Annotated in this window: 19 protein-coding genes; 12 read left to right on the top strand and 7 right to left on the bottom strand. The window is 60.4% G+C overall.

The genetic code is table 11. The annotated features are described in order from the left end of the window. Entirely contained in the window at positions 1-453 is a 453-nt protein-coding gene (locus M2400_RS01905; RefSeq protein ID WP_177043765.1) for a YaiI/YqxD family protein, read from the top strand. Here M2400_RS01905 and elbB read toward each other — a convergent pair. After that, positions 450-1,115, bottom strand: a complete 666-nt coding sequence (gene elbB / locus M2400_RS01900) for an isoprenoid biosynthesis glyoxalase ElbB (RefSeq protein ID WP_177043766.1) — start codon at positions 1,113-1,115, stop codon at positions 450-452. The two genes, M2400_RS01905 and elbB, sit on opposite strands and share 4 nt — an antisense overlap. A 115-nt stretch (positions 1,116-1,230) precedes the next feature. Here elbB and M2400_RS01895 point away from each other — a divergent pair, with 115 nt between their 5' ends. Then, positions 1,231-2,466, top strand: a complete 1,236-nt coding sequence (locus tag M2400_RS01895) for a sterol desaturase family protein (protein ID WP_259195507.1) — start codon at positions 1,231-1,233, stop codon at positions 2,464-2,466. On the opposite strand, the gene M2400_RS01890 is transcribed toward M2400_RS01895, so the two are convergent. Further along, the gene (locus M2400_RS01890) at positions 2,447-3,085 is read right to left on the bottom strand and encodes a DedA family protein (protein WP_177043768.1); all 639 of its coding nucleotides are present in this window, start codon (positions 3,083-3,085) and stop codon (positions 2,447-2,449) included. The two genes, M2400_RS01895 and M2400_RS01890, sit on opposite strands and share 20 nt — an antisense overlap. A gap of 229 nt (positions 3,086-3,314) precedes the next feature. Between M2400_RS01890 and hemB the strand changes: the two genes are divergently transcribed. Both hemB and ppk1 read left to right on the top strand, forming a co-directional pair. After that, a complete protein-coding gene (gene hemB / locus M2400_RS01885) occupies positions 3,315-4,328 on the top strand; it encodes a porphobilinogen synthase (RefSeq protein ID WP_177043769.1) in 1,014 nt (337 codons plus the stop codon). Positions 4,329-4,346: 18 nt separating this feature from the next. Next, the gene (gene ppk1, locus M2400_RS01880) at positions 4,347-6,575 is read left to right on the top strand and encodes a polyphosphate kinase 1 (RefSeq protein ID WP_177043770.1); all 2,229 of its coding nucleotides are present in this window, start codon (positions 4,347-4,349) and stop codon (positions 6,573-6,575) included. A 147-nt stretch (positions 6,576-6,722) separates the two neighbouring features. Here ppk1 and ppx read toward each other — a convergent pair whose 3' ends face one another. Continuing rightward, positions 6,723-8,225, bottom strand: a complete 1,503-nt coding sequence (ppx, locus tag M2400_RS01875) for an exopolyphosphatase (RefSeq protein WP_177043771.1) — start codon at positions 8,223-8,225, stop codon at positions 6,723-6,725. A 478-nt stretch (positions 8,226-8,703) separates the two neighbouring features. Between ppx and M2400_RS01870 the strand changes: the two genes are divergently transcribed. The 4 genes from M2400_RS01870 to M2400_RS01855 all read left to right on the top strand — a co-directional run bounded on the left by M2400_RS01870 (position 8,704) and on the right by M2400_RS01855 (position 13,269). Continuing rightward, the gene (locus tag M2400_RS01870) at positions 8,704-9,351 is read left to right on the top strand and encodes a DUF1120 domain-containing protein (protein ID WP_177128905.1); all 648 of its coding nucleotides are present in this window, start codon (positions 8,704-8,706) and stop codon (positions 9,349-9,351) included. Between the two features lie 142 nt (positions 9,352-9,493). Further along, positions 9,494-10,186: a fimbria/pilus chaperone family protein gene (locus M2400_RS01865; RefSeq protein WP_259195511.1), complete on the top strand. Its 693-nt coding sequence runs from the start codon at positions 9,494-9,496 to the stop codon at positions 10,184-10,186. A gap of 94 nt (positions 10,187-10,280) precedes the next feature. Next, the gene (locus M2400_RS01860; RefSeq protein WP_259195636.1) at positions 10,281-12,719 is read left to right on the top strand and encodes a fimbria/pilus outer membrane usher protein; all 2,439 of its coding nucleotides are present in this window, start codon (positions 10,281-10,283) and stop codon (positions 12,717-12,719) included. After that, a complete protein-coding gene (locus M2400_RS01855) occupies positions 12,673-13,269 on the top strand; it encodes a hypothetical protein (RefSeq protein WP_256351975.1) in 597 nt (198 codons plus the stop codon). The genes M2400_RS01860 and M2400_RS01855 overlap by 47 nt, the downstream gene beginning before the upstream one ends. Here the strand turns inward: M2400_RS01855 and M2400_RS01850 are convergent. The 4 genes from M2400_RS01850 to M2400_RS01835 are packed head-to-tail and all read right to left on the bottom strand — an operon-like array spanning position 13,241 to position 16,087. Continuing rightward, positions 13,241-13,978: an amino acid ABC transporter ATP-binding protein gene (locus tag M2400_RS01850; RefSeq protein WP_177128911.1), complete on the bottom strand. Its 738-nt coding sequence runs from the start codon at positions 13,976-13,978 to the stop codon at positions 13,241-13,243. The genes M2400_RS01855 and M2400_RS01850 overlap by 29 nt on opposite strands. After that, positions 13,965-14,615, bottom strand: coding sequence for an amino acid ABC transporter permease (locus M2400_RS01845; RefSeq protein ID WP_177043777.1), 651 nt, complete (start codon positions 14,613-14,615; stop codon positions 13,965-13,967). The genes M2400_RS01850 and M2400_RS01845 overlap by 14 nt, the downstream gene beginning before the upstream one ends. Continuing rightward, a complete protein-coding gene (locus M2400_RS01840) occupies positions 14,612-15,280 on the bottom strand; it encodes an amino acid ABC transporter permease (RefSeq protein ID WP_003213995.1) in 669 nt (222 codons plus the stop codon). Before M2400_RS01840 ends, M2400_RS01845 begins: the two co-directional genes overlap by 4 nt. Positions 15,281-15,301: 21 nt before the next feature. Further along, on the bottom strand, positions 15,302-16,087 hold the full coding sequence (locus tag M2400_RS01835; RefSeq protein ID WP_017476630.1) for a transporter substrate-binding domain-containing protein: 786 nt from the start codon (positions 16,085-16,087) through the stop codon (positions 15,302-15,304). A gap of 254 nt (positions 16,088-16,341) precedes the next feature. Here M2400_RS01835 and M2400_RS01830 point away from each other — a divergent pair, with 254 nt between their 5' ends. The 4 genes from M2400_RS01830 to M2400_RS01815 all read left to right on the top strand — a co-directional run bounded on the left by M2400_RS01830 (position 16,342) and on the right by M2400_RS01815 (position 21,123). Continuing rightward, on the top strand, positions 16,342-17,037 hold the full coding sequence (locus tag M2400_RS01830; protein WP_177043778.1) for a FadR/GntR family transcriptional regulator: 696 nt from the start codon (positions 16,342-16,344) through the stop codon (positions 17,035-17,037). Positions 17,038-17,158: 121 nt separating this feature from the next. Further along, complete coding sequence (gene trxA / locus M2400_RS01825; protein WP_003213989.1) at positions 17,159-17,488, top strand: thioredoxin TrxA; 330 nt, start codon at positions 17,159-17,161, stop codon at positions 17,486-17,488. A 234-nt stretch (positions 17,489-17,722) separates the two neighbouring features. Next, positions 17,723-18,982, top strand: a complete 1,260-nt coding sequence (gene rho, locus M2400_RS01820; RefSeq protein WP_008438874.1) for a transcription termination factor Rho — start codon at positions 17,723-17,725, stop codon at positions 18,980-18,982. Positions 18,983-19,137: 155 nt separating this feature from the next. Then, a complete protein-coding gene (locus tag M2400_RS01815) occupies positions 19,138-21,123 on the top strand; it encodes an acyltransferase family protein (RefSeq protein WP_259195513.1) in 1,986 nt (661 codons plus the stop codon). Positions 21,124-21,196 lie beyond the last annotated feature (73 nt).

Below are 21,196 nucleotides of genomic sequence, written 5' to 3'. Positions count from 1 at the left end.
ATGCGCGTGTGGATCGATGCAGACGCCTGCCCGCGGGCGGCCAAGGACCAGGTGGTGAAGTTCGCCCTCAAGCGCCAGTTTGAAGTGGTGCTGGTGGCCGGGCAGAGCCAGATCAAGCCGAGCTTCGCGTGTGTGAAGCTGATCGTGGTGCCCAGCGGCCCGGATGCGGCCGATGACTACCTGGTGGAGCACGCGGTGCCCGGCGACCTGGTGATCTGCAGCGATGTGCCGTTGGCCGACCGCCTGGTGAAGAACGGCGTAGCGGCGCTGGACCCGCGAGGCAAGGAGTTCAGCCCGCAGAACATGAGTGAACGGCTGGCGGTGCGTAACCTGTTCACCGATTTGCGGGAACAGGGGCAGATGGGCGGCGGCCCGCCGCCCCATGGGGACAAGGACAAGCAGGCGTTTGCCAACTCGCTGGATCGGATCCTGACCCGGCTGATGAAGGCCTAATCGTTCTCGTGAGTCAGTTCCAGCACCCGGTCCACCAGCTTGTTGATGCCTGAAGCCACTTCGCTGATGCGCTTGCCCAGCATATAGGCCGGCGTGCTCACCAGTTTGCGCGCCTTGTCTTCGACGATGTCGTCTACTGCGCATTCCTGGTGGGTGGCGCCCATCTTGTCCATGGCGGCGGCGGTGTCGGCATCGTTGCCGATGGTGCAGGTCACGCCCGGGCCATAGATCTTCGCCGCCAGGGCCGGCGAGATGCAGATCAGCCCGACCGGCTTGCCCGCTTCGGCAAACGCCTCGGCCAATTCCAGCACCTGCGGGTTGACGCTGCAGCCGGCGCCTTCCACGGCAAAGTTCGACAGGTTTTTCGCTGCGCCAAACCCGCCGGGCACGATCAGCGCGTCGAAATCCTCGGCGTTGGCGTCACGGATGTCCTTCACCTCGCCCCGGGCGATACGCGCCGATTCCACCAGCACGTTGCGCGACTCGGGCATCTCTTCGCCCGTGAGGTGGTTGATCACATGCAACTGGGCAATGTCCGGTGCAAAGCACTGCACCTCGGCGCCGCGCTGGTCCAGGCGCAGCAGGGTGATCACGCTTTCATGAATCTCGGCCCCGTCGTACACGCCACAGCCGGAAAGGATCACTGCAATCTTTTTGCTCATGGGCATTTCTCCTGATTCATGGCGTTAAATGTCTACTCATTTGTCACTCATTGCCAATGGGATATCCAGCCGCTACACCTACTCTAGATGTAACAATAATTGACCGGAGTTGCCCATGGACTTCGTCCCTTACGCGGTACCGTTTTTCATTGCCTTGATTGTGGTCGAACTGCTGGCCGACTACCGGCGCGGCCAGCGCAATTACCGGGTGGCCGACGCCATCAACAGCCTCAGTACCGGCGTGTTGTCCACCACCACGGGGCTTTTGACCAAAGGGGTGGGCATCCTCACCTATGCCTTCGCCCTCAAGCACCTGGCAATCATCGAACTGTCGGCCCAGAGCGTCTGGACCTGGGTATTCGCCTTTGTGTTCTACGACTTCTGCTACTACTGGCTGCATCGCTGTGGCCATGAACGCAACATCCTCTGGGCCGCCCATTCGGTGCATCACCAGAGCGAGGACTACAACCTCAGCACCGCCTTGCGCCAGACCAGCACCGGCTTTCTGCTGAGCTGGATCTTCTACCTGCCGCTGGCCGTGCTTGGCGTGCCGCTGGTGGTGTTTATCAGCGTGGCGTCCCTCAACCTGCTGTATCAATTCTGGGTGCACACGCGCCATGTGCCGAAGCTCGGCTGGTACGAGTGGTTCTTCGTCACGCCGTCCAATCATCGGGCCCACCATGCACAGAACGCTCTCTACATGGATCGCAACTACGGCGGTGTGTTCATTATTTGGGACCGTCTGTTCGGCTCCTTCCAGGAAGAAGACGATAACGAACCGGTGATCTTTGGCGTGACCACGCCATTGGCCAGTTGGAACCCGTTGTGGGCCAACCTGCAGTTTTATGCACAGCTGTGGAGTGATGCGCGGCGCACCGAAAGTGGGTGGGACAAGCTGCGTATCTGGTTCATGCGCACCGGCTGGCGGCCGGCCGATGTGGCGGCGAAGTACCCGATGAACAAGCCGGATTTGAGCCAGTTCCGCAAATTCGAGGTGCCGCTGGATGGGCGCCAACAGATCTACATTGCCCTGCAATTTGCCGCGTACGTGGGGTTTGGCAGCTATCTGATGAATTTTGGCGAGGGCTTGCCGACCGCCGCCCTGGTGTTGGGCTGGAGCGCGATGGCGTTGGGGTTGTTCACCCTGGGGGTGGCTTTGGAGAATCGCCCGTGGGCGCTGAAGGCTGAGCTGGTGCGCCTGGCGCTGAATGTGCCACTGGTGTGGCTGGCGCCGCTGGTTGGGCTGTGGCCGGCCAGCTCGTTAGGCTGGCTGGGCCTGGTCAGTTACAGCTTGCTCAGTGGCATCGGTCTCTACTGTTGCAGAGACCGGCTTACTCGACTGGCGTCGTAGGTTTTTCGGTTGTTTCCGGTTCGCCTGCGGCCAGGCGAACCTTTTCGGCGGCGCAGGCTTCACGGGTCAGCCGGGCGTTCTTGATGCGCCGGCGTAGCCACAAGCCCAGGCCCAGCACCAGCAGCGCGCCCAGCACCCACAGCTCATACTTCTTGACGCTGCCCAGCATGCCTTCCAGTACCGCGCCGAAATGGTAAGCCGCAGCCCCCAGCGCAGCGGCCCACACGGCGGCGCCGATCCCGTTGAGTAACAGGTAGCGGCCCGGCGGGTAGCCCGACAAACCGATGGCGACCGGCATCACCGTGCGCAAACCGTAGACGAAGCGGAAGCTCAGCACCCAGATGTCCGGGTGCTTGCGGATATGCTCCAGGGCCCGGTCGCCCAGCAATTGCCAGCGCGGTTTGCGCGCCAGCAGTTTGCGGCCGTGCTTGCGTCCCAGGAAGTACCACAACTGGTCGCCGGCGTAGCTGCCGAAAAAGGCAACGACCACCACCAGGTTGATATCCATGTATCCACGGAACGCCAGGAAGCCTGCGAGAACCAAAATGGTTTCGCCTTCGAAGAAGGTGCCTAGGAACAGCGCAAAGTAGCCGAAGTCATGCAGAAATTGTTGAAGCATGGTCTGGGTGCTGGCGAAATGAACGCGCAGCCTACGCCTTCGTGAACATTCATGAAAGTATCGAGATGTGTCACGAAGTGAACAATTCCTACATAAACGACGAATGCGACTACAGGTCGCACGACGGTTGCCTTACTGCGTATGAGCTAACCACAACTGTAATTCCTTCGTCATAATGGCCGCTTATAACTGTCACGCTCGCCCGTCAACCCGGGCTCAGGAGTCTGCCGTGAGCTTTACCCCCGCCAACCGTCTGTTTCCCGCCACTCGTCTGCGTCGCAACCGTCGTGATGACTTTTCACGTCGTCTGGTGCGTGAAAACGTCCTGACGGTGAATGATCTGATCCTGCCGGTGTTTGTGCTGGACGGTGAAAATCGTCGGGAAGCGGTGGCGTCGATGCCGGGCGTGGAGCGCTTGACCATTGATTTGCTGCTTGAAGAAGCGGCGAACTGGGTCGAACTGGGGATTCCGGCGCTGGCGCTGTTTCCGGTCACGCCGCCCGAGCTCAAGTCTTTGGACGCCGCCGAAGCCTGGAACCCGGACGGTATCGCCCAGCGCGCCACCCGTGCCTTGCGCGAACGCTTTCCGGAACTGGGGGTGATCACCGACGTGGCCCTGGACCCGTTCACCACCCACGGGCAGGATGGCATTCTCGACGAAGAAGGCTATGTTCAGAACGACATCACCGTTGATGCACTGGTCAAGCAGGCCTTGTCCCACGCCGCAGCGGGCGCCCAGGTGGTGGCACCGTCAGACATGATGGACGGTCGTATCCAGGCGATTCGCGAAGCCCTGGAGCTGGCCGGCCACGTCAATGTACGAATCATGGCCTACTCGGCCAAGTACGCCAGCGCCTACTACGGCCCGTTCCGCGATGCGGTGGGTTCGGCGCTGAACCTGGGCAAGGCCAACAAGGCCTCGTACCAGATGGACCCGGCCAACAGCCACGAAGCCCTGCACGAAGTGGCGGCGGACCTGGCCGAAGGTGCCGACATGGTCATGGTCAAGCCCGGGATGCCGTACCTCGACATCCTTTATCGGGTCAAAGAGGAATTCAAGGTGCCGACCTTTGTCTATCAGGTCAGCGGTGAATACGCCATGCACATGGCCGCGATCCAGAATGGTTGGTTGAGTGAAGGGGTGATCCTTGAATCCCTGACTGCCTTTAAACGCGCGGGTGCCGATGGCATCCTGACTTACTTCGCCGCCCGCGCCGCCCAATTGCTTAGAGAGCAACAATAGCCCTCACAGGAACACTCGATGAATACCGAAGGACTCACAGAAGTTGCCGTAAAAGACGCTCACCCGGTGGTCGAACAAGTCACCGAGACCCCGCCGGAGCTGGAGCCGGCGCCACCTGCTGCGGCAGCGGAAGCGCCAGCCGCCGCGCCGGCGCCGGTGGTTGCGATTACCAACCTGGATGACAGCAGCCTGTACATCCATCGCGAGCTGTCACAACTGCAATTCAACATCCGCGTGCTGGAACAGGCGCTGGATGAGTCCTACCCGTTGCTGGAGCGGCTGAAGTTCCTGCTGATCTTCTCCAGCAACCTGGACGAGTTCTTCGAAATTCGTGTCGCCGGCCTCAAGAAGCAGATCACCTTCGCCCGTGAACAAGCCGGCGCCGACGGCCTGCAACCGCACCAGGCCCTGGCCCGCATCAGCGAGCTGGTGCACGGCCATGTGGACCGCCAATACGCGATCCTCAACGACATCCTGTTGCCGGAACTGGAAAAACATCAGGTCCGCTTCATCCGTCGCCGCTACTGGACCACCAAGCTCAAGACCTGGGTACGCCGGTTCTTCCGCGACGAGATCTCGCCGATCATCACCCCGATCGGCCTCGACCCGACGCACCCGTTCCCATTGCTGGTGAACAAGAGCCTGAACTTCATCGTCGAGCTGGAAGGTATCGACGCCTTCGGTCGCGACTCGGGCCTGGCGATCATCCCGGCGCCGCGCTTGCTGCCACGGATCATCAAGGTACCGGAAGAGGTGGGGGGGCCTGGCGATAACTATGTATTCCTTTCGTCGATGATCCACGCCCACGCCGATGACCTGTTCCAGGGCATGAAGGTCAAGGGCTGCTACCAGTTCCGCCTGACCCGTAACGCCGACCTGGCGCTGGACTCCGAAGACGTCGAAGACTTGGCCCGTGCCCTGCGCGGCGAGCTGTTCTCCCGTCGCTACGGTGACGCGGTGCGGCTGGAAGTGGCGGACACCTGCCCGAAACACCTGTCTGACTACTTGCTCAAGCAGTTCAACCTGAGCGAGAGCGAGCTGTATCAGGTCAATGGCCCGGTGAACCTTACGCGCCTGTTCAGCATCACCGGCCTGGATAGCCATCCGGAGCTGCAATACAAGCCGTTCACCCCGCAGATCCCGAAACTGCTGCAAAACAGCGAGAACATTTTCAGTGTGGTGAGCAAGCAGGACATCCTGTTGCTGCACCCGTTCGAGTCCTTCACTCCGGTGGTCGACCTGCTGCGCCAGGCCGCCAAGGACCCGCACGTGCTGGCCGTGCGCCAGACCCTGTACCGCTCCGGTGCCAACTCGGAAATCGTCGATGCGCTGGTAGACGCCGCGCGTAACGGCAAGGAAGTCACCGCGGTGATCGAGCTGCGCGCGCGGTTCGACGAAGAATCCAACCTGCAACTGGCCAGCCGCCTGCAAGCGGCCGGTGCGGTGGTGATCTACGGTGTGGTGGGCTTCAAGACCCACGCCAAGATGATGCTGATCCTGCGCCGAGAAGCTGGCGAGATCGTGCGTTACGCCCACTTGGGCACCGGTAACTACCACGCCGGCAACGCCAAGCTCTACACCGACTACAGCCTGCTGACCTCCGACGACGCCTTGTGTGAAGACGTCGGCAAGTTGTTCAGTCAGTTGATCGGCATGGGCAAGACGTTGCGCATGAAGAAGCTGCTGCATGCGCCGTTCACCCTGAAGAAGGGCATGCTCGACATGATTGCCCGCGAGACCCAGTTCGCCCTCGAAGGCAAGCCGGCGCACATCATCGCCAAGTTCAACTCGCTGACCGATCCGAAGATCATCCGCGCGTTGTACAAAGCCAGCCAGTCGGGCGTACGTATCGACCTGGTGGTGCGTGGCATGTGCTGCCTGCGTCCAGGCATCGCCGGGGTTTCCCACAACATCCACGTGCGTTCGATCATCGGGCGCTTCCTGGAGCACACCCGGGTGTTCTACTTCCTTAACGGTGGCGAGGAGCAAATGTTCCTCTCCAGTGCCGACTGGATGGAGCGCAACCTCGACAAGCGTGTGGAGACTTGCTTCCCGGTGGAAGGCAAGAAGCTGATCATGCGGGTCAAGAAGGAGCTGGAGAGTTATCTCACCGACAACACTCACAGTTGGAGCCTGCAGTCGGACGGGCGCTACGTGCGCAACACGCCGACCGGCAACCAGAACCCGCGCAGCGCCCAGGCGACATTGCTCGAGAAGCTGGGCAGCCCGATTCTGACGGTGAATTAAGCAAGGTATACGCGGGCCCATGTGGGAGCTGGCTTGCCTGCGATGCAGACGCCTCGGTGTACCAGCTGCACCGAGGGGATGCTATCGCAGGCAAGCCAGCTCCCACACAAGCCCACACATTTTTTTTGTGGCGTTATATAGACCGTTTTAGCGCACGTTCAGCGCGAACCCAACCCGCGTCAGCCACTCCGCTTCCTGGGCGAAATCCGCCTGGGTCAGCTGGTTTTCATCCAGCCAGTCCTTGGGGAAAACCACGTCCAGGCTGTCGGCATTGGCGCGCAGCACCACTTGCGGCATTTCCTGGGTACCGCGGATGTGGTGGAACAGGATCGCAAAGCGCAGCAGGGCGCACAGGCGAATCAGCTTGATGCCCTCGGCGCCGAACTCGGCAAACTTGTCTTTCGGAATATTGCGACGGTGGCCGCGTACCAGCAGCGCGAGCATCTGTTGGTCTTCCCGGGAGAAACCGGCCAGGTCCGAGTGCTCGATCAGGTAGGCGCCGTGCTTGTGGTAATGGTAGTGGGCGATGTCCAGCCCCACTTCATGGACCTTGGCCGCCCAGCCCAACAGTTCGCGCCAGACGCCATCTTCCAGGTCCCAATCCTCGGCCACCTGGTCAAACGCATGCAGCGCCTTGCGCTCAACCCGCGCCGCCTGTTCCAGGTCGACGTGGTAACGCTCCATCAGCGAGCTGAGGGTGCGTTCACGGACGTCCTCGTGGTGATGGCGGCCCAGCAGGTCGTACAGCACGCCTTCACGCAGGGCGCCGTCGCAGTGGTCCATGCGTTGCAGTTCGAGGGCATCGAAAATCGCTTCGAGGATCGCCAGGCCCGCCGGGAAAATCGTGCGGCGGTCAGGCTTGATGCCCTCGAAGTCGATCTTCTCGGCATCCCCCAGCTTGAACAGCTTGCGCTTGAGCCAGGCCAGGCCTTCGGCGTTGACCTCGCCGGTGCCGTGGCCGCCGGCCTTGAGCGCCAGGCCAATGGCGCGGATGGTGCCGGACGAACCGATAGCCTCATCCCACGTCAGGCGGTGCAGCGCGTGCTCGATGCTCATGATCTCCAGCCGCGCCGCCGTATAAGCCTGGGCGTAGCGGGCCGGGGTGATCTTGCCGTCCTTGAAATAGCGTTGGGTGTAGCTCACGCAACCCATCTGCAGGCTTTCGCGCAGCAGCGGTTCGAAGCGCTGGCCAATGATGAATTCGGTACTGCCACCGCCGATGTCGGCGACCAGGCGCTTGCCCGGTGTGTCGGCCAGGGTGTGGGACACGCCTAGGTAGATCAGGCGGGCCTCCTCGCGACCGGAGATGACCTCTACCGGGTGCCCGAGGATCTCTTCGGCGCGGCGGATGAATTCGCCACGGTTGCGGGCCTCGCGCAGGGCGTTGGTGCCGACGATCCGCACGGCGCCCGGGGGCATGCCGTTGATCAGTTGGGCAAAACGCTTCAGGCAATCGAGCCCGCGTTGCATGGATTCTTCATTGAGTTGACGTTCGTCGTCGATCCCGGCGGCCAGTTGCACTTTCTCGCCGAGCCGCTCAAGGATGCGGATTTCGCCGTTCTGGGCCTTGGCCACGACCATGTGAAAGCTGTTGGAGCCCAGGTCGATGGCGGCGATCAGGGACAGATTCTTGGCTTGGGATTGCGGCATGGTTAGGGGGTCTCGGTCGATAACCTCGACATCGTGCCACGATCAACCGCTGACGCCAACGCGAAGTGCTTGGGGAATTTCTCCAGGGGTGCTTGGGATCAAGGATTGTAGGAAATGCCGGTTTTGTTCTTTGACTTTTGGAGTTTGGCCTGTGGGTTGCGTCTGCGGGTGTGAAAACTACCGAGTTTGTATGTATTGGCTGAATTTACCTACGTTTAATGATCAGCTGTTCAGGGCAATAATTTTTTTTGGACTACTGGTTAACTGCGCTGATTCGACAACTATTTTTTACTCCTCCGACGATGGTTAGAGGGGCGTCTTATTTTATTGCTGATATTTACGAGACAGACTGTCACTCGGCAATGATGCCGTGGTGTTACTTATTTATAGTTTTTTATGTCAAGGATGATTGGCAGTGGGCATGGGTTGCCCAGACGATAATAAAGAACACCTGATAACTTCTAGTGACAGGTTGAACATGAAGAAAATAGTGGGTTTGACTATAGGTGTTGTTTGCCTTGCAGCGAGTATCGCTGCCCAGGCAACAACTGTTGCTCAACTGGTTGTAAGGGGGACCATCACCCCTGCAGCTTGCAATCTCAGCCTCGGTGCCGGCGGGATCATCGACTACGGGACCATTCGTTCTGGTGAGCTGTCCCAGACGGCTTTCAATCCCCGTGAAGAGAAGACTACGTCCCTCATTGTCAATTGCGGGACCACGCCGGCGATGTTCGGGCTGACGCTGACGGACCTGCAGGCTGGCTCCAAGGTTGCGGGTATCCTGGGCACCGGTTTCACCGAGGCGCAGAACTACGGGCTGGGCGCGGTAGGCACCCGTCGCACCGGCGGCTACTCGGTCACCCTCAGGGATCTGCGGTCGTCGGGTGCTGTGTTGAACCCGATCGTGCGGGTCAGCAGCGGCGCCTGGCAGAACAGTGACGGGCGGGTTGCTCAGACCCCCAGCCAGTACTCGTGGCGCAATGGTACTGCCGTGACCCCTGCTTCGATATCCCAACTGACAGGTGTCCTGGCGGTCAGGGCTGTTATCAACCGCGGTCAGGATCTGGACCTTACCCGTGATATCACCCTCGATGGGCGCGCCACCCTGGTATTGAGTTACATCTAAACGATTGAGAAACAGCCGATACGAATACAGAAGCTGTTAAGTGGTTTCTGTTTCTTGTCGGCTGCCTTTATCTGGCCGTTTTACGGGTAGTCAGTTTTACTGTTGTGGGGAAACCTCGGTGAGTAGTCTTTCAAGAACAACTATGGCGCTGCTGTGGTGTACAACTTTGTGTGTCTGTTTTTCTGGTGTGGCAATAGCCGACGGGATGCGGCCTGAAACAACGGTTGTTGTGCTTTATGAGGAGGACGGTGAGGCGACCATCAATATCAAGAATACTGATGCCGGTCCGGCACTTCTTCATTCCGTAATAGAAAATGTGCCGGAGGATCTGGAACCCCTGTTGATTGTCACCCCACCGATCACCCGAGTGGAGGGCGGTGATACCCAGCTTGTCCGCTTTATCAGTACGTTGAAGGCGCCACTCAAGACCCAACGGTTAAAGCGCGTTTCGTTCGAAGGTATTCCCCAGGCCCGCACGGCCGGTGGTGCGACCATCGGTCTCACCCTTCGGCAGAATCTGCCGTTGATCCTGCATCCGAAGGGGCTGCCCAGGCACGACAAGCCTTGGGAGCTGTTGGCGTGGAAGCGCAACGCAGGGCATCTGACGGTGCATAACGACAGTGCGTACGTGGTGCGTCTGGCGCCGGATTTACAACTACTGCCGCACAAGGGCGTCGCCACGCTGCCGCGCACCTACATCCTGCCGGGTGAAGTACTGACGGCCAAAGTCGACGGCTCCTTGAATGGCGTGGCGTCGGTGGAGATTCAGCCCGCCACGGTCTATGGCTTTTCGGTCGAGAGTTACCAGGCCCTCGTCATTGCCGATGCGCGTTGACCAAGGCATGAAAAACAAACCTGCTGGCGGCAGGGCCAGGAACCTGGGGGGGGCCAATACATCGGCCTCGCGGCCGTCTCGCACAAAAGTGCTGATAGGGCTTGCGACGCTGTGGACTGTACCTTGCCATAGTGCGGCGATAGGCCTGGGTGAGGGCTTTGACCTCGCCGCGCTGACCACCCACGGAATCGATCCGAAGGTCTCCGAATATTTTCGCAGCGCCGCGCGTTTTCGAGAGGGTATCCATGTGGTGGGGCTGCGGGTCAACGGCAACCCGTTGGGGCTGGTGGATGCGCGCTTCGATTATCAGGGGCAGCTGTGTTTTACCCCCGGTTTGCTGGAGAAGGCCGGCCTGCTGAAGCCGACTGGGATCATCCAGTCGGGAGTCACGCCTGACCAGGCCTGCCATGACTTTCTCGGTGAGTTTCCCGCGACGATGGTGAGGCTGCGTCCGGGCAGTGATGAAGTCACGTTGATCGTGCCCACCCAGGCGCTGCGCGAGCCTGAATGGGAGGCCGGCGAGTTTTCCAGGGGCGGGACGGCAGTGCTGTTCAACTATGACGTGCTGGGTTTCGACACCCGCTCGCGCAGTGCGCCCAGTCGTTTTGTGTCGGCTTACACCGAGGCGGGTTTCAACCTGGGGAACTGGATTGTTCGTAGTCGCCAGTTCTACGTTTCCGACAATGGCAAGACCAGCACCGAGCATGTGCATGCCTATGCCCAGCGGGATATCGCGGCGTTGCGATCAACGTTCCAGGTTGGCCAGATTTCCAGCAATAACCCGGTATTTGGAGGCATTCAGCTGTCGGGCCTGCAGCTTTCCCCTGACGGGCAGTCGCGTATGCCAGCAGGTAGCAACGACGTGGTGGTCGAGGGGCTGGCCGAGAGCCAGTCGCGTATCGAGGTTCGTCAGTCCGGGGTGTTGGTTTACACCACCCTGGTGCCGGACGGTCCCTTCAGGCTCACCGGCTTGCCGTTGATCAACGGCACCGATGACCTTGACGTCAGCGTGATCGACGTGCGCGGTACGCGCCGCAGTTTCGTGGTGCCAGCGGCGTCCTTCCGGGGGGCTGCGCCGGTAACGCCGGGTTATTACTTTTCCCTTGGCAAGGTGCGCGACAGCTCCGTTGATGGCCTTGAGCAACCGATAGTAGCCATGGGCAGCGGGACCTGGGGGCTGGGCCGTGGGTCATCCGTCGGATTCGGCTTGTTGAGTACCGATGACTATCAGGCGGCAGGCGGCACCTTGGGCAGCGTGTTTTTCCAGCAGGTTTCCGTGGGCCTTCGGCACAACCTGTCCCGCGATGGCCTGGATGCAGTGTCCGGCGCGCGCAGCGCAGTGTCTGTCAGCAGTCCATTGATCGCAGGCATTGATATGAGCCTGAGCGCCACGTCCCAGACTCAAGGTTACCGTGAGGTGCTTGAGGCGGGCCAGTCGTCGAGGGGCATCGATCTCGATACTCACTTCAAGCATCAGTACACCGCAGGCTTGAGCTGGGCGGAGCCGTCATTGGGAGGTTTCTCGATCAGTTATACCCGCAGCTCGCAATTCGACGGGCGATCCAGCGAACACCTGTTTGCTGCGTGGAACAAATCCTTCAGCGGCGCTGATGTGGCGTTAGTCGCCGATTCGCGTATCGGTGGGTCGCGGTCTCGCCATCGCAACGAGCCTGGCGGAAGAAGGCCTGACGGGCAGTTGGAGGAGGGCGTGTCTGTTCGACTGCAGGTCAGCGTCCCGTTGGGAGCGGACCGTCGACTCACTTCCTACGCCAGCCGTCGCGGTGACAGGGTTGATGCCGGTGCATCCCTCAGTGAGCGGGTGAATGAGTATGTGAACTACGAGGTGGGTGTCGAGCGTGATATCGCTGACCGCGAGCAAACCGTTCGCGGCCATGTGGATGTGATGCCTCGTTACACGCGTGTCGGCTTGGGCGTGAGCCGGGCCCCGTCGGGCACCAGCTATACCGGGCAACTGCAAGGCGCAGTTGTAGCCCATGAGCGCGGGCTGACATTTTCGCCCTACGCTGTGCAAGACACCTTCGGCATTCTCTCGGTAGGCGATCTTGGTGCGGCGAAAGTCGCGACGCCCCAAGGGCCGGTCTGGACTGACTATCGCGGGCAGGCAGTGATCGCCGGTCTGCCGGCCTACACCAGCAGCCGTATCGAGGTGCAGACCCAGTCCTTGCCCAAGCGCGTCGACTTGAAGAACGGCACGAAAATACTCGCCGCCGGCCGTGGGTCCTTCAGCACCGTGGATTTTGATGTAGTGAAGGTTCGCCGCCTGTTGCTGGAGGCGCAAGACGAGCAGGGGCGCCCGCTGCCTCAGGGCACCGCGGTGTTTGACCACGACAACCGCTTCCTGACCAGTGTGGTGGGTGAGGGAATGATTTTCCTCAACAACGCCAGTGAGCCGCAAACCCTGCGGGTTTCGTTGCCGGACTCCAGCGCCTGCCTGTTGCACCTTGACCCTGAGCAAGAGACCGACGATGACAAATTCTACGACTCCGCTGTGGCGGTGTGCCGTGCACGGTGATCCAGGCAGCCTGCGTATCGGGCTTTTACTTTTCCTGTTGCTGCTGGTCATCATCTTCGCAAAAGAGGCACGTGCCGATACCTGCCGGCTGTCGTTGAGCCAGTCCCGGGTGGATTACGGTGTTATCCGCCCGCCTGAGCGTGCGGGTAGCGCGTCCTTGGTGACGCGCACGCTGCACCTGAATATTGTTTGTGCCGATCCATCGATCATGGCGCTACGATTCAACGGTGTGCCGGCCGACGGGCAAAGCTTCCGGTTTGGCCGGCTGGGGCGCTTCGCCCTGGGTCTCAAGCACGCGCAGGTAGATGGCCAGGCTGTAGAGTGGGCGACTGTGCAGTTGCCCGGCGAACCTGCGCCCGGACGTCTGGTGCCCGGCCACGTGCTGCTTGCCCAGACGGCCGGAGCACGAGCATTGGGCCGTCGTTTGACGGCCCAGGTCGAGATTGATGTAGACCTGCCATCTGCCGCCTATGGGGTGCGCGGCGAGACGCTGCTGGAGGGCCTCGGAAGTTTCGAACTGGTCAGGCTGGCTGTTCCACAGAGCCAATGAAATTGGCCAGCTCGGCCGTCTGCGGGTTGGCAAACAGGACTTTCGGGTCGCCCACTTCGTGCACCTTGCCTTGGTGCATGAACACCAGTTTGTCACCCACTTCCCGGGCAAACCGCATCTCATGGGTGACCATGATCAGGGTCATGCCATCCTTGGCCAATTGGCGCACCACGCTGAGCACTTCGTTGACCAGCTCCGGGTCCAGGGCCGAGGTGATTTCATCGCACAGCAATACCTTAGGCGACATGGCCAGCGCCCGAGCGATGGCTACCCGCTGCTGCTGGCCGCCGGACAAGCGATCGGGAAAGGCGTCGAACTTCTCCCCCAGTCCCACCCGTTCGAGCATCTGCCGCGCCAGTTGCGCGGCCTTGGCCTTGGGTACTTTCTGCACCACTTGCGGAGCGAGCATGACGTTCTCGCCCACGGTCAGGTGTGGGAACAGGTTGAACTGCTGGAACACCATGCCGACCTTCTGGCGCAAGGTACGCAGGTCGGCACGGGCGGCGTCGAGGTATTCACCGTCGACTTCGATCACCCCGTCGTTGATCGATTCCAGGCCATTGAGGGTGCGCAGCAAGGTGGATTTACCCGAGCCGCTGCGGCCGATGATCGCCACCACCTGGCCTTCTTCGACACTCAGGTCGATGCCCTTGAGTACGTGGTGATCGCCGTAATACTTATGCAGGGCGGAAATTCTAAGCAGAGGCATGCAGTCTCCTTTCCAGGTAGCGCGCACTGAGGGACAACGGGTAGCAGAGCAGGAAGTAACCCAGCGCCACCAGGCCATAGACCATGAAGGGTTCGAAGGTAGCGTTGGCGAGCATGCCGCCGGTTTTGGTCAGCTCGGTAAAACCGATAATCGAGGTCACGGCGGTGCCTTTGACCACTTGCACCGAGAAACCCACGGTTGGCGCCACGGCAATGCGCAGGGCCTGGGGCAGGATCACGTAGCGCAATTGCTCGAGCGGGTTGAGGGCCAGGCTCGCGGACGCCTCCCATTGCCCGTGGGCGATGGAGTCGACGCAGCCGCGCCAGATCTCGGCCAGGTAGGCGCTGGTAAACAGGGTCAAGGCAATCGCCGCCGCCAGCCAGGGTGAAATGTCCACCCCAAGCAAGGCGACACCGAAAAACACCAGGAACAACTGCATCAACAGCGGCGTGCCCTGGAACAGTTCAATGTAGGTACGGGCGAGGTTGCGCGGGAACGCTTTGCGGCTGATGCGCATCGTCATCACCAGCAAACCGATCACGCCGCCGCCAATAAACGCCACCAGCGACAACAACAACGTCCACTGCAAACCGGTGAGCAGGTTGCGCACGATGTCCCAGAAGGAAAAATCACTCATCGGGCGTTCCTCATCACATAGCGCCGGCCGATCCAGTTCAGCAGTTGGCGGATCATCAGCGCCATGCACAGGTAGACCAAGGTCGTCAGCGCGTAGGTTTCAAACGCGCGGAAGTTGCGCGACTGGATAAAGTTGGCGGCAAAGCTCAGCTCTTCAGTAGCGATCTGTGAGCAGACCGCCGAACCGAGCATCACGATGATGATCTGGCTGCTCAGGGCGGGCCAGACCTTGCCCAGCGCCGGCAGCAACACCACATGGCGGAACGCCTCGAAACGCGTCATCGCCAGTGCGGCCGCTGCTTCCAGTTGGCCGCGAGGGATCGCCTGGATCCCGGCGCGGATGATCTCTGTGGAGTAAGCCCCCAGGTTGATCACCATCGCCAGCACAGCTGCTTGCCATTCGGTGATTTTCAGTCCGAGGGACGGCAGGCCGAAGAAGATGAAAAACAACTGCACCAGGAACGGCGTGTTGCGGATCAACTCGACATACACCCCGAAGATCCAGCTGAAGGGCTGGATCTTCCACGCCCGCACCACGGCGCCAACGATTCCCAGCGCCACCCCCAGCACCGCGCCGATGGCGGTCAGCTCAAGGGTGAACAGCGCGCCGCGCAGCAACAGATCGGTATTGGCCAGCACCGGCACAAAGTCGAATTGATAGGCCATGTGTAACCCTCGTTACCGCGATCAGAGATCAGCCGGCAGCGGCTCTTTGAGCCACTGCATTGCATTCTTTTCCAGGCTGCCGTCGGCCTTGGCCGCGACCAGGATCTGGTTGACCTTGTCCAGCAGCGCCGGCTCGTTCTTGTTCACGCCCACGTACACCGGCGAGTCCTTGAGCTTCACTTTCAGTGCAGGTACGCGCTTGGGATTGCGCTCGCTGATGGCCACCATCACCACGTTGCCGCTGGCAATCAGGTCCACCTGGCCGGCCAGGTAGGCGGCGATGGTCGAGTTGTTGTCCTCAAAACGTTTGATCGTGGCTTCCTTCGGGGCAACGGCAGTCAGCTCGATGTCCTCGATGGCGCCACGGGTCACGCTGATGGTTTTGCCCTTGAGGTCGTCAACGGTGCTGATCGGCGCATCCGGCGGGCCGAATACGGCGAGGTAGAACGGCGCGTAGGCCTTGGAGAAGTCGATGACCTTCTCGCGCTCGGGGTTCTTGCCCAGGCTGGAAATCACCAGGTCGACCTTGCCGGTGGTGAGGAACGGAATGCGGTTGGTGCTGTTGACCGGGGTCAGTTCAAGTTTGACCTTGAGTTGGTCGGCCAGCAGTTTTGCGGTGTCGATGTCCAGGCCACGGGGCTTCATGTCGGGGCCTACCGAGCCGAACGGTGGGAAATCCTGAGGTACGGCCACCTTGAGGGTGCCACGGGCGACGATATCGTCCAGACCGTTGGCCTGGGCGGGCGCCTGGCTCAGCATCAGGCTGGCAAACAGGGCAGTGAGCAGGGCGCTGCAACGCTTGGTCATGGCAACTCTCCGAAAAGGACGAAAGGATTTTCTGAGTTTCGCCAGTGCACAGCCCATGCCAGCACTGCCTTAATGACCGCAGAGGCCGGTAGTCATTGAGTTCTGGCGGTCTTACTGGTCTGAACAGTTGCTGCGCTTTCTGCACCCTTTTCGAGCGTCGCCAAAAACCCGCGAGCCCCTTTGGGGCGTGGCTTGCCGGGCGCCGTGAATAGCTTTACAACTAGCTGCTCAGTTGACTGGAAACTTGAGTTTTTATGAATTCCATCGCCCAAGCCGTACCGGAAGTGGCGCTACAGGCCATCCGCAAATTGATCGCTGACGAGGGCTTCGGGCCGGGCGATGCATTGCCCTCCCAGCGCGATTTGGCGCTGCAATTGGGCGTGAGCCGGGCCTCGTTGCGTGAAGCCTTGTCATCCCTCAGTGCCTTGGGCGTGGTGAGTGTGCAGCCGGGCAAGGGTGTGTTCGTCCAGGCGGCTGAAGAGCCCCCGGGTTTGGCCTGGCCGTTTACGGCGCAGGCGACGCCGCTGGATATCTTTCAGCTGCGCTACGCCCTGGAAGGCTTTGCGGCGGGGCTGGCAGCCGTGACGTTGACCACCGGGGAGCTGGACATCCTGGAAGATAATGTCGAGGCGATGCGCAAGGAGCTCAAGGCCTTGGACTTTGAAGCGGCGGCTCGGCTGGACTTCGAATTCCACCAGCGCATCCTGCTGGCCAGCGGCAATCAGGCGATGGTGAGCATCCTCAGTGCCAGTGCCGAGGTGTTCCTGGAGAGTCAGAAGCTACCGTTCATCCGGCCGGAACGGGCCATGGAGACCTGGCAGGAGCACCGCAAGATCCTCCGTGCACTGGCCCGGCGCGCCAGCGGGGCGGCGCAGAAAAGCATGCAGGAGCACGTACGTAACGCCGCGCTGCGCACCGGCATTGCCTTCATCACTCCCGTGACCCCTTGAGTTGGGCTATACCCAAACTCATGCGCCATCATAGGAAGAGTCAATCAGCTGCGGCTTCCTGAACGCGGGAAGGGCGGCTATGATGGGCAACGTTTTTTTTGCTTACAACCCGGAGACATCCATGAGCAACGATCTTATCAAGCACGTCACCGACGCGACCTTTGAGGCCGAAGTACTGAAGGCCCAGGGCCCGGTGCTGGTTGACTACTGGGCTGAGTGGTGCGGTCCTTGCAAAATGATCGCTCCGGTCCTGGACGACATTGCTACCACTTATGAAGGCAAGCTGACCATCGCCAAGCTGAACATCGACGACAACCAGGAAACCCCGGCCAAGCACGGCGTGCGTGGTATCCCGACCCTGATGCTGTTCAAGAACGGCAACGTCGAAGCCACCAAGGTCGGCGCACTGTCGAAGTCCCAGCTGCAAGCTTTCCTCGACGCCAACATCTAAGCGTCCTCAAAAGGCCCCGCAAATTGCGGGGCTTTTTCGTGAAACAGGGCTAGACGCTCTGAAACTCAGGTGGTACATTCGGCCCCGCACTGGTTTCTCCACTGCCCCCTGCAAGCCGTCGCCGACGCTCTCCTTTTCGATTAGTACGCGATCCTGTCGCCTTCTCTGCGGCGCGGCCTCATTAAGCCAAAAGCTTAATTTCCCCCCCTCCATAAATGATTACGTCATTCCTATATGAATCTGACTGAACTCAAGCAAAAGCCGATTACCGAACTGCTCGAATTGGCCGAACAGATGGGCATAGAAAATATGGCCCGTTCGCGCAAGCAGGACGTGATTTTCTCCCTGCTGAAAAAGCACGCGAAAAGCGGCGAGGAAATCTCCGGTGATGGCGTGCTGGAGATTCTCCAGGACGGCTTCGGCTTCCTCCGCTCTGCAGACGCCTCCTATCTTGCCGGCCCAGACGATATCTACGTCTCGCCGAGCCAGATCCGTCGCTTCAATTTGCGCACCGGTGACACCATCGTTGGCAAGATCCGCCCTCCAAAGGAAGGCGAGCGTTATTTCGCCCTGCTCAAGGTCGACACGATCAACTACGATCGTCCCGAGAACGCGAAGAACAAGATTCTCTTCGAGAACCTGACCCCGCTGTTCCCGACCGTGCGCATGAAGATGGAAGCCGGCAACGGTTCCACCGAAGACTTGACCGGTCGTGTCATCGACCTGTGCGCCCCGATCGGTAAAGGCCAGCGCGGCCTGATCGTTGCGCCGCCGAAAGCCGGTAAGACCATCATGCTGCAGAACATCGCAGCGAACATCGCCCGTAACAACCCTGAAGTTCACCTGATCGTGCTGCTGATCGATGAGCGTCCGGAAGAAGTGACCGAAATGCAGCGCACCGTGCGCGGCGAAGTGGTTGCCTCGACGTTCGATGAGCCGCCAACCCGCCACGTGCAGGTTGCCGAAATGGTGATCGAGAAGGCCAAGCGCCTGGTCGAACACAAGAAAGACGTGGTGATCCTGCTCGACTCCATCACCCGTCTGGCCCGTGCCTACAACACCGTGATCCCGAGCTCCGGCAAAGTGCTCACCGGTGGTGTCGATGCCCACGCCCTGGAGAAACCGAAACGTTTCTTCGGCGCTGCGCGGAACATCGAAGAAGGCGGCTCGCTGACCATCATCGCCACCGCGCTGGTTGAAACCGGCTCGAAGATGGATGAAGTGATCTACGAAGAGTTTAAAGGTACCGGTAACATGGAACTGCCTTTGGACCGTCGTATCGCTGAGAAGCGTGTGTTCCCGGCCATCAACATCAACCGTTCCGGCACACGCCGCGAAGAGTTGCTGACCGCCGACGACGAACTGCAGCGTATGTGGATCCTGCGCAAGCTGCTGCACCCGATGGACGAAGTTGCAGCCATCGAGTTCCTGATCGACAAGCTGAAAACCACCAAGACCAACGACGAGTTCTTCTTGTCGATGAAGCGCAAGTAACACGACGCTTCAGGTCCAAAAGAATGGCGCCCCACGGGGCGTCATTTTTTTTGTGTCAAAAAAGGGAGGTTTGGCGCAAGCGTGTGTCTGTTTAGAGACAAAAGGCGAGCGTGACTGCGCTTGCTGTCAATCTGACCGGGCTAATAACAAGATTTATGACCACTCTCGCTTATCGCAGGGACATTGACGGCCTGCGTGCCATAGCTGTTATCGCGGTTGTGCTGTTTCATTTTGGTGTGCCGGGTTTCACTGGCGGTTTTGTTGGTGTCGACGTTTTTTTCGTGATCTCCGGTTATCTGATCACCTCGATCATCTGGCGCGAACGTCAGGCGGGGCGTTTCAGTTTCATCGAATTCTGGGCCCGACGCGCTCGGCGTATCCTGCCGGCGCTCTTTGTGATGATGCTCGGCACGCTGGCGGTGGGATGGTTTCTGCTGGCGCCCAAGGATTACAGCGAGTTGGGCCGCTCGATGCACAATCAGGTGGTGTTTATCTCCAACCTGTTTTTCATGCGCCAGGATGGCTATTTTGACGTGGCCTCCGACCTCAAGCCATTGCTGCATACCTGGTCGTTGTCAGTTGAAGAGCAGTTCTACATTGTTTTCCCGCTGCTGCTGACGCTGCTGTCGAGCCGGCTCAAACACTGGCGTACAGCGCTGTTCGTGTTGTTGCTGGTGTCTTTCGGGATGAGCGCGTGGGCGGTCGCTCACGCTCCGGAAAGAGCCTTTTTCCTGCTGCAGATGCGTGCCTGGGAGCTGCTGGCCGGTGCCATGCTGGCGGTTATCCCGGCACGCGAGTACCGCGCGAGCCTGGCCTTGGCGCAGGCCGTCAGTCTTGCCGGCCTTGGCCTGATCCTGCTGGCGGTCTTCGCCTATGACCCGAGCACCCCGTTTCCCGGTGCTGCGGCCCTGTTGCCGGTGCTGGGTGTGGTGTGCCTGATCTGGGCCAACGGCCAGCAAGCCACCCTGGCGGGCAAGCTGCTGGGCAGTCGTTTATTGGTGGGGATTGGCCTGATTTCCTACTCCTGGTACCTGTGGCATTGGCCGGTGTATGTGTTCGGCAAGTACGCCAGTGTCGACGGGCTGGGTCCGTGGGAGCTCGGCGCGCTGTTTGGGTTGAGCCTGGTGCTGGGTTATGGATCCTGGCGCTTCGTCGAGGCGCCGTTCCGTGAGCGTCGGTTGTTGGCAGGGCGCAAGCCAATCCTGGTGGTGGCGGGTATCGCGCTGCTTGGGGTGGGGCTGCTCGGCAAAGGACTGGTCTGGACGCAGGGTTTGCCTTGGCGCCTGTCGCCCGAGGCGTTGCAATTTGCCCAGGCGCGCACGTGGAGCCCGGACCTGATGGCCTGCCTGGTGGATGGGGGGAAGAATCGCCACCATGGATTTTGTCATTTCGGCCCTCAGTCGGGCCCGACACGCGCGCTGGTTTGGGGCGATAGTCATGCCACGTCCCTGGTTCCGGCATTGCAAGACGGTGCAAGCAAGTACGGGGTCAGCGTCACCCAGGCGGGTTATGCCGGTTGCCTGCCGTTTAATCGCAAAGAGAGCGTTCCAGGCTGCTTGAGCTTCAACCAGAAGGTCACCCAACTGCTGGGCCAGGAAACCTTTAGCGACGTGGTGCTGGTGGCGCGCTGGAGCCTGTACGTTTATGGGCAGCGCGATGGCGACACCGAGTTCTCGCTGCTCGACCCGAAGACCGGAACCTATGACCGGGCCTTCGCCGAGCAGCGTTTCGACGAAAGCATACGTGCCCTTGTGCAGCAGTTGCGCTCCGGTGGCCATCGGGTGTGGCTGGTCAAGGAAGTCCCCCTGCAGGAGTTCAGTGCGCCTTATCGCCTCAGCCGCCTGGCGATGCTCGGCCGGCCCACCGACAAAGAGGGAATGCCCCTGGCTGAACATCTCCAGCGCCAGGCCTATATCAGCCACGTATTCGAAAAAATCGCTGCTGCTGATCCTGGGGTGAAGGTGCTGGATCCGGCCCCGAAGTTATGCAGTGTGAATGACTGGTGCCGTGTGGAGCTGGGGGGCCAGTCGCTGTACACCGACGACAATCATCTCTCTGCAGTCGGTTCGCGGTATGTCGAGGGGTTCCTTGAACCGTTGTTCAAGGCCTTGAGAGATGAAACCCAGGCGTCGGCTCTTTGAGTCGGTGTAGTCGGCAATGCTGCTCAATAAGCTGCCAGCGACCGTAAGAGCAGGTAGGATGTACGCCTATTTT

Origin of the sequence: Pseudomonas sp. BIGb0558, from assembly GCF_024807515.1 — a bacterium.
GTDB lineage: Bacteria > Pseudomonadota > Gammaproteobacteria > Pseudomonadales > Pseudomonadaceae > Aquipseudomonas > Aquipseudomonas yamanorum_A.
The sequence above is the reverse complement of the archived record's forward strand: the minus strand, read 5'-3'. Positions and strand labels throughout refer to the sequence as shown.

Bases quoted from the DNA above. Each gene is read 5' to 3' on its own strand.
- trxA (WP_003213989.1), top strand. From the start codon at position 17,159: ATGAGCAACGATCTTATCAAGCACGTCACCGACGCGACCTTTGAGGCC.
- M2400_RS01895 (WP_259195507.1), top strand. From the start codon at position 1,231: ATGGACTTCGTCCCTTACGCGGTACCGTTTTTCATTGCCTTGATTGTG.
- M2400_RS01855 (WP_256351975.1), top strand. From the start codon at position 12,673: ATGACAAATTCTACGACTCCGCTGTGGCGGTGTGCCGTGCACGGTGAT.
- M2400_RS01865 (WP_259195511.1), top strand. From the start codon at position 9,494: ATGGCGCTGCTGTGGTGTACAACTTTGTGTGTCTGTTTTTCTGGTGTG.
- ppx (WP_177043771.1), bottom strand. From the start codon at position 8,225: ATGCCGCAATCCCAAGCCAAGAATCTGTCCCTGATCGCCGCCATCGAC.
- M2400_RS01890 (WP_177043768.1), bottom strand. From the start codon at position 3,085: ATGCTTCAACAATTTCTGCATGACTTCGGCTACTTTGCGCTGTTCCTA.
- M2400_RS01845 (WP_177043777.1), bottom strand. From the start codon at position 14,615: ATGAGTGATTTTTCCTTCTGGGACATCGTGCGCAACCTGCTCACCGGT.
- M2400_RS01815 (WP_259195513.1), top strand. From the start codon at position 19,138: ATGACCACTCTCGCTTATCGCAGGGACATTGACGGCCTGCGTGCCATA.
- M2400_RS01830 (WP_177043778.1), top strand. From the start codon at position 16,342: ATGAATTCCATCGCCCAAGCCGTACCGGAAGTGGCGCTACAGGCCATC.
- M2400_RS01850 (WP_177128911.1), bottom strand. From the start codon at position 13,978: ATGCCTCTGCTTAGAATTTCCGCCCTGCATAAGTATTACGGCGATCAC.
- rho (WP_008438874.1), top strand. From the start codon at position 17,723: ATGAATCTGACTGAACTCAAGCAAAAGCCGATTACCGAACTGCTCGAA.
- M2400_RS01905 (WP_177043765.1), top strand. From the start codon at position 1: ATGCGCGTGTGGATCGATGCAGACGCCTGCCCGCGGGCGGCCAAGGAC.
- M2400_RS01835 (WP_017476630.1), bottom strand. From the start codon at position 16,087: ATGACCAAGCGTTGCAGCGCCCTGCTCACTGCCCTGTTTGCCAGCCTG.
- elbB (WP_177043766.1), bottom strand. From the start codon at position 1,115: ATGAGCAAAAAGATTGCAGTGATCCTTTCCGGCTGTGGCGTGTACGAC.
- M2400_RS01870 (WP_177128905.1), top strand. From the start codon at position 8,704: ATGAAGAAAATAGTGGGTTTGACTATAGGTGTTGTTTGCCTTGCAGCG.
- ppk1 (WP_177043770.1), top strand. From the start codon at position 4,347: ATGAATACCGAAGGACTCACAGAAGTTGCCGTAAAAGACGCTCACCCG.
- M2400_RS01840 (WP_003213995.1), bottom strand. From the start codon at position 15,280: ATGGCCTATCAATTCGACTTTGTGCCGGTGCTGGCCAATACCGATCTG.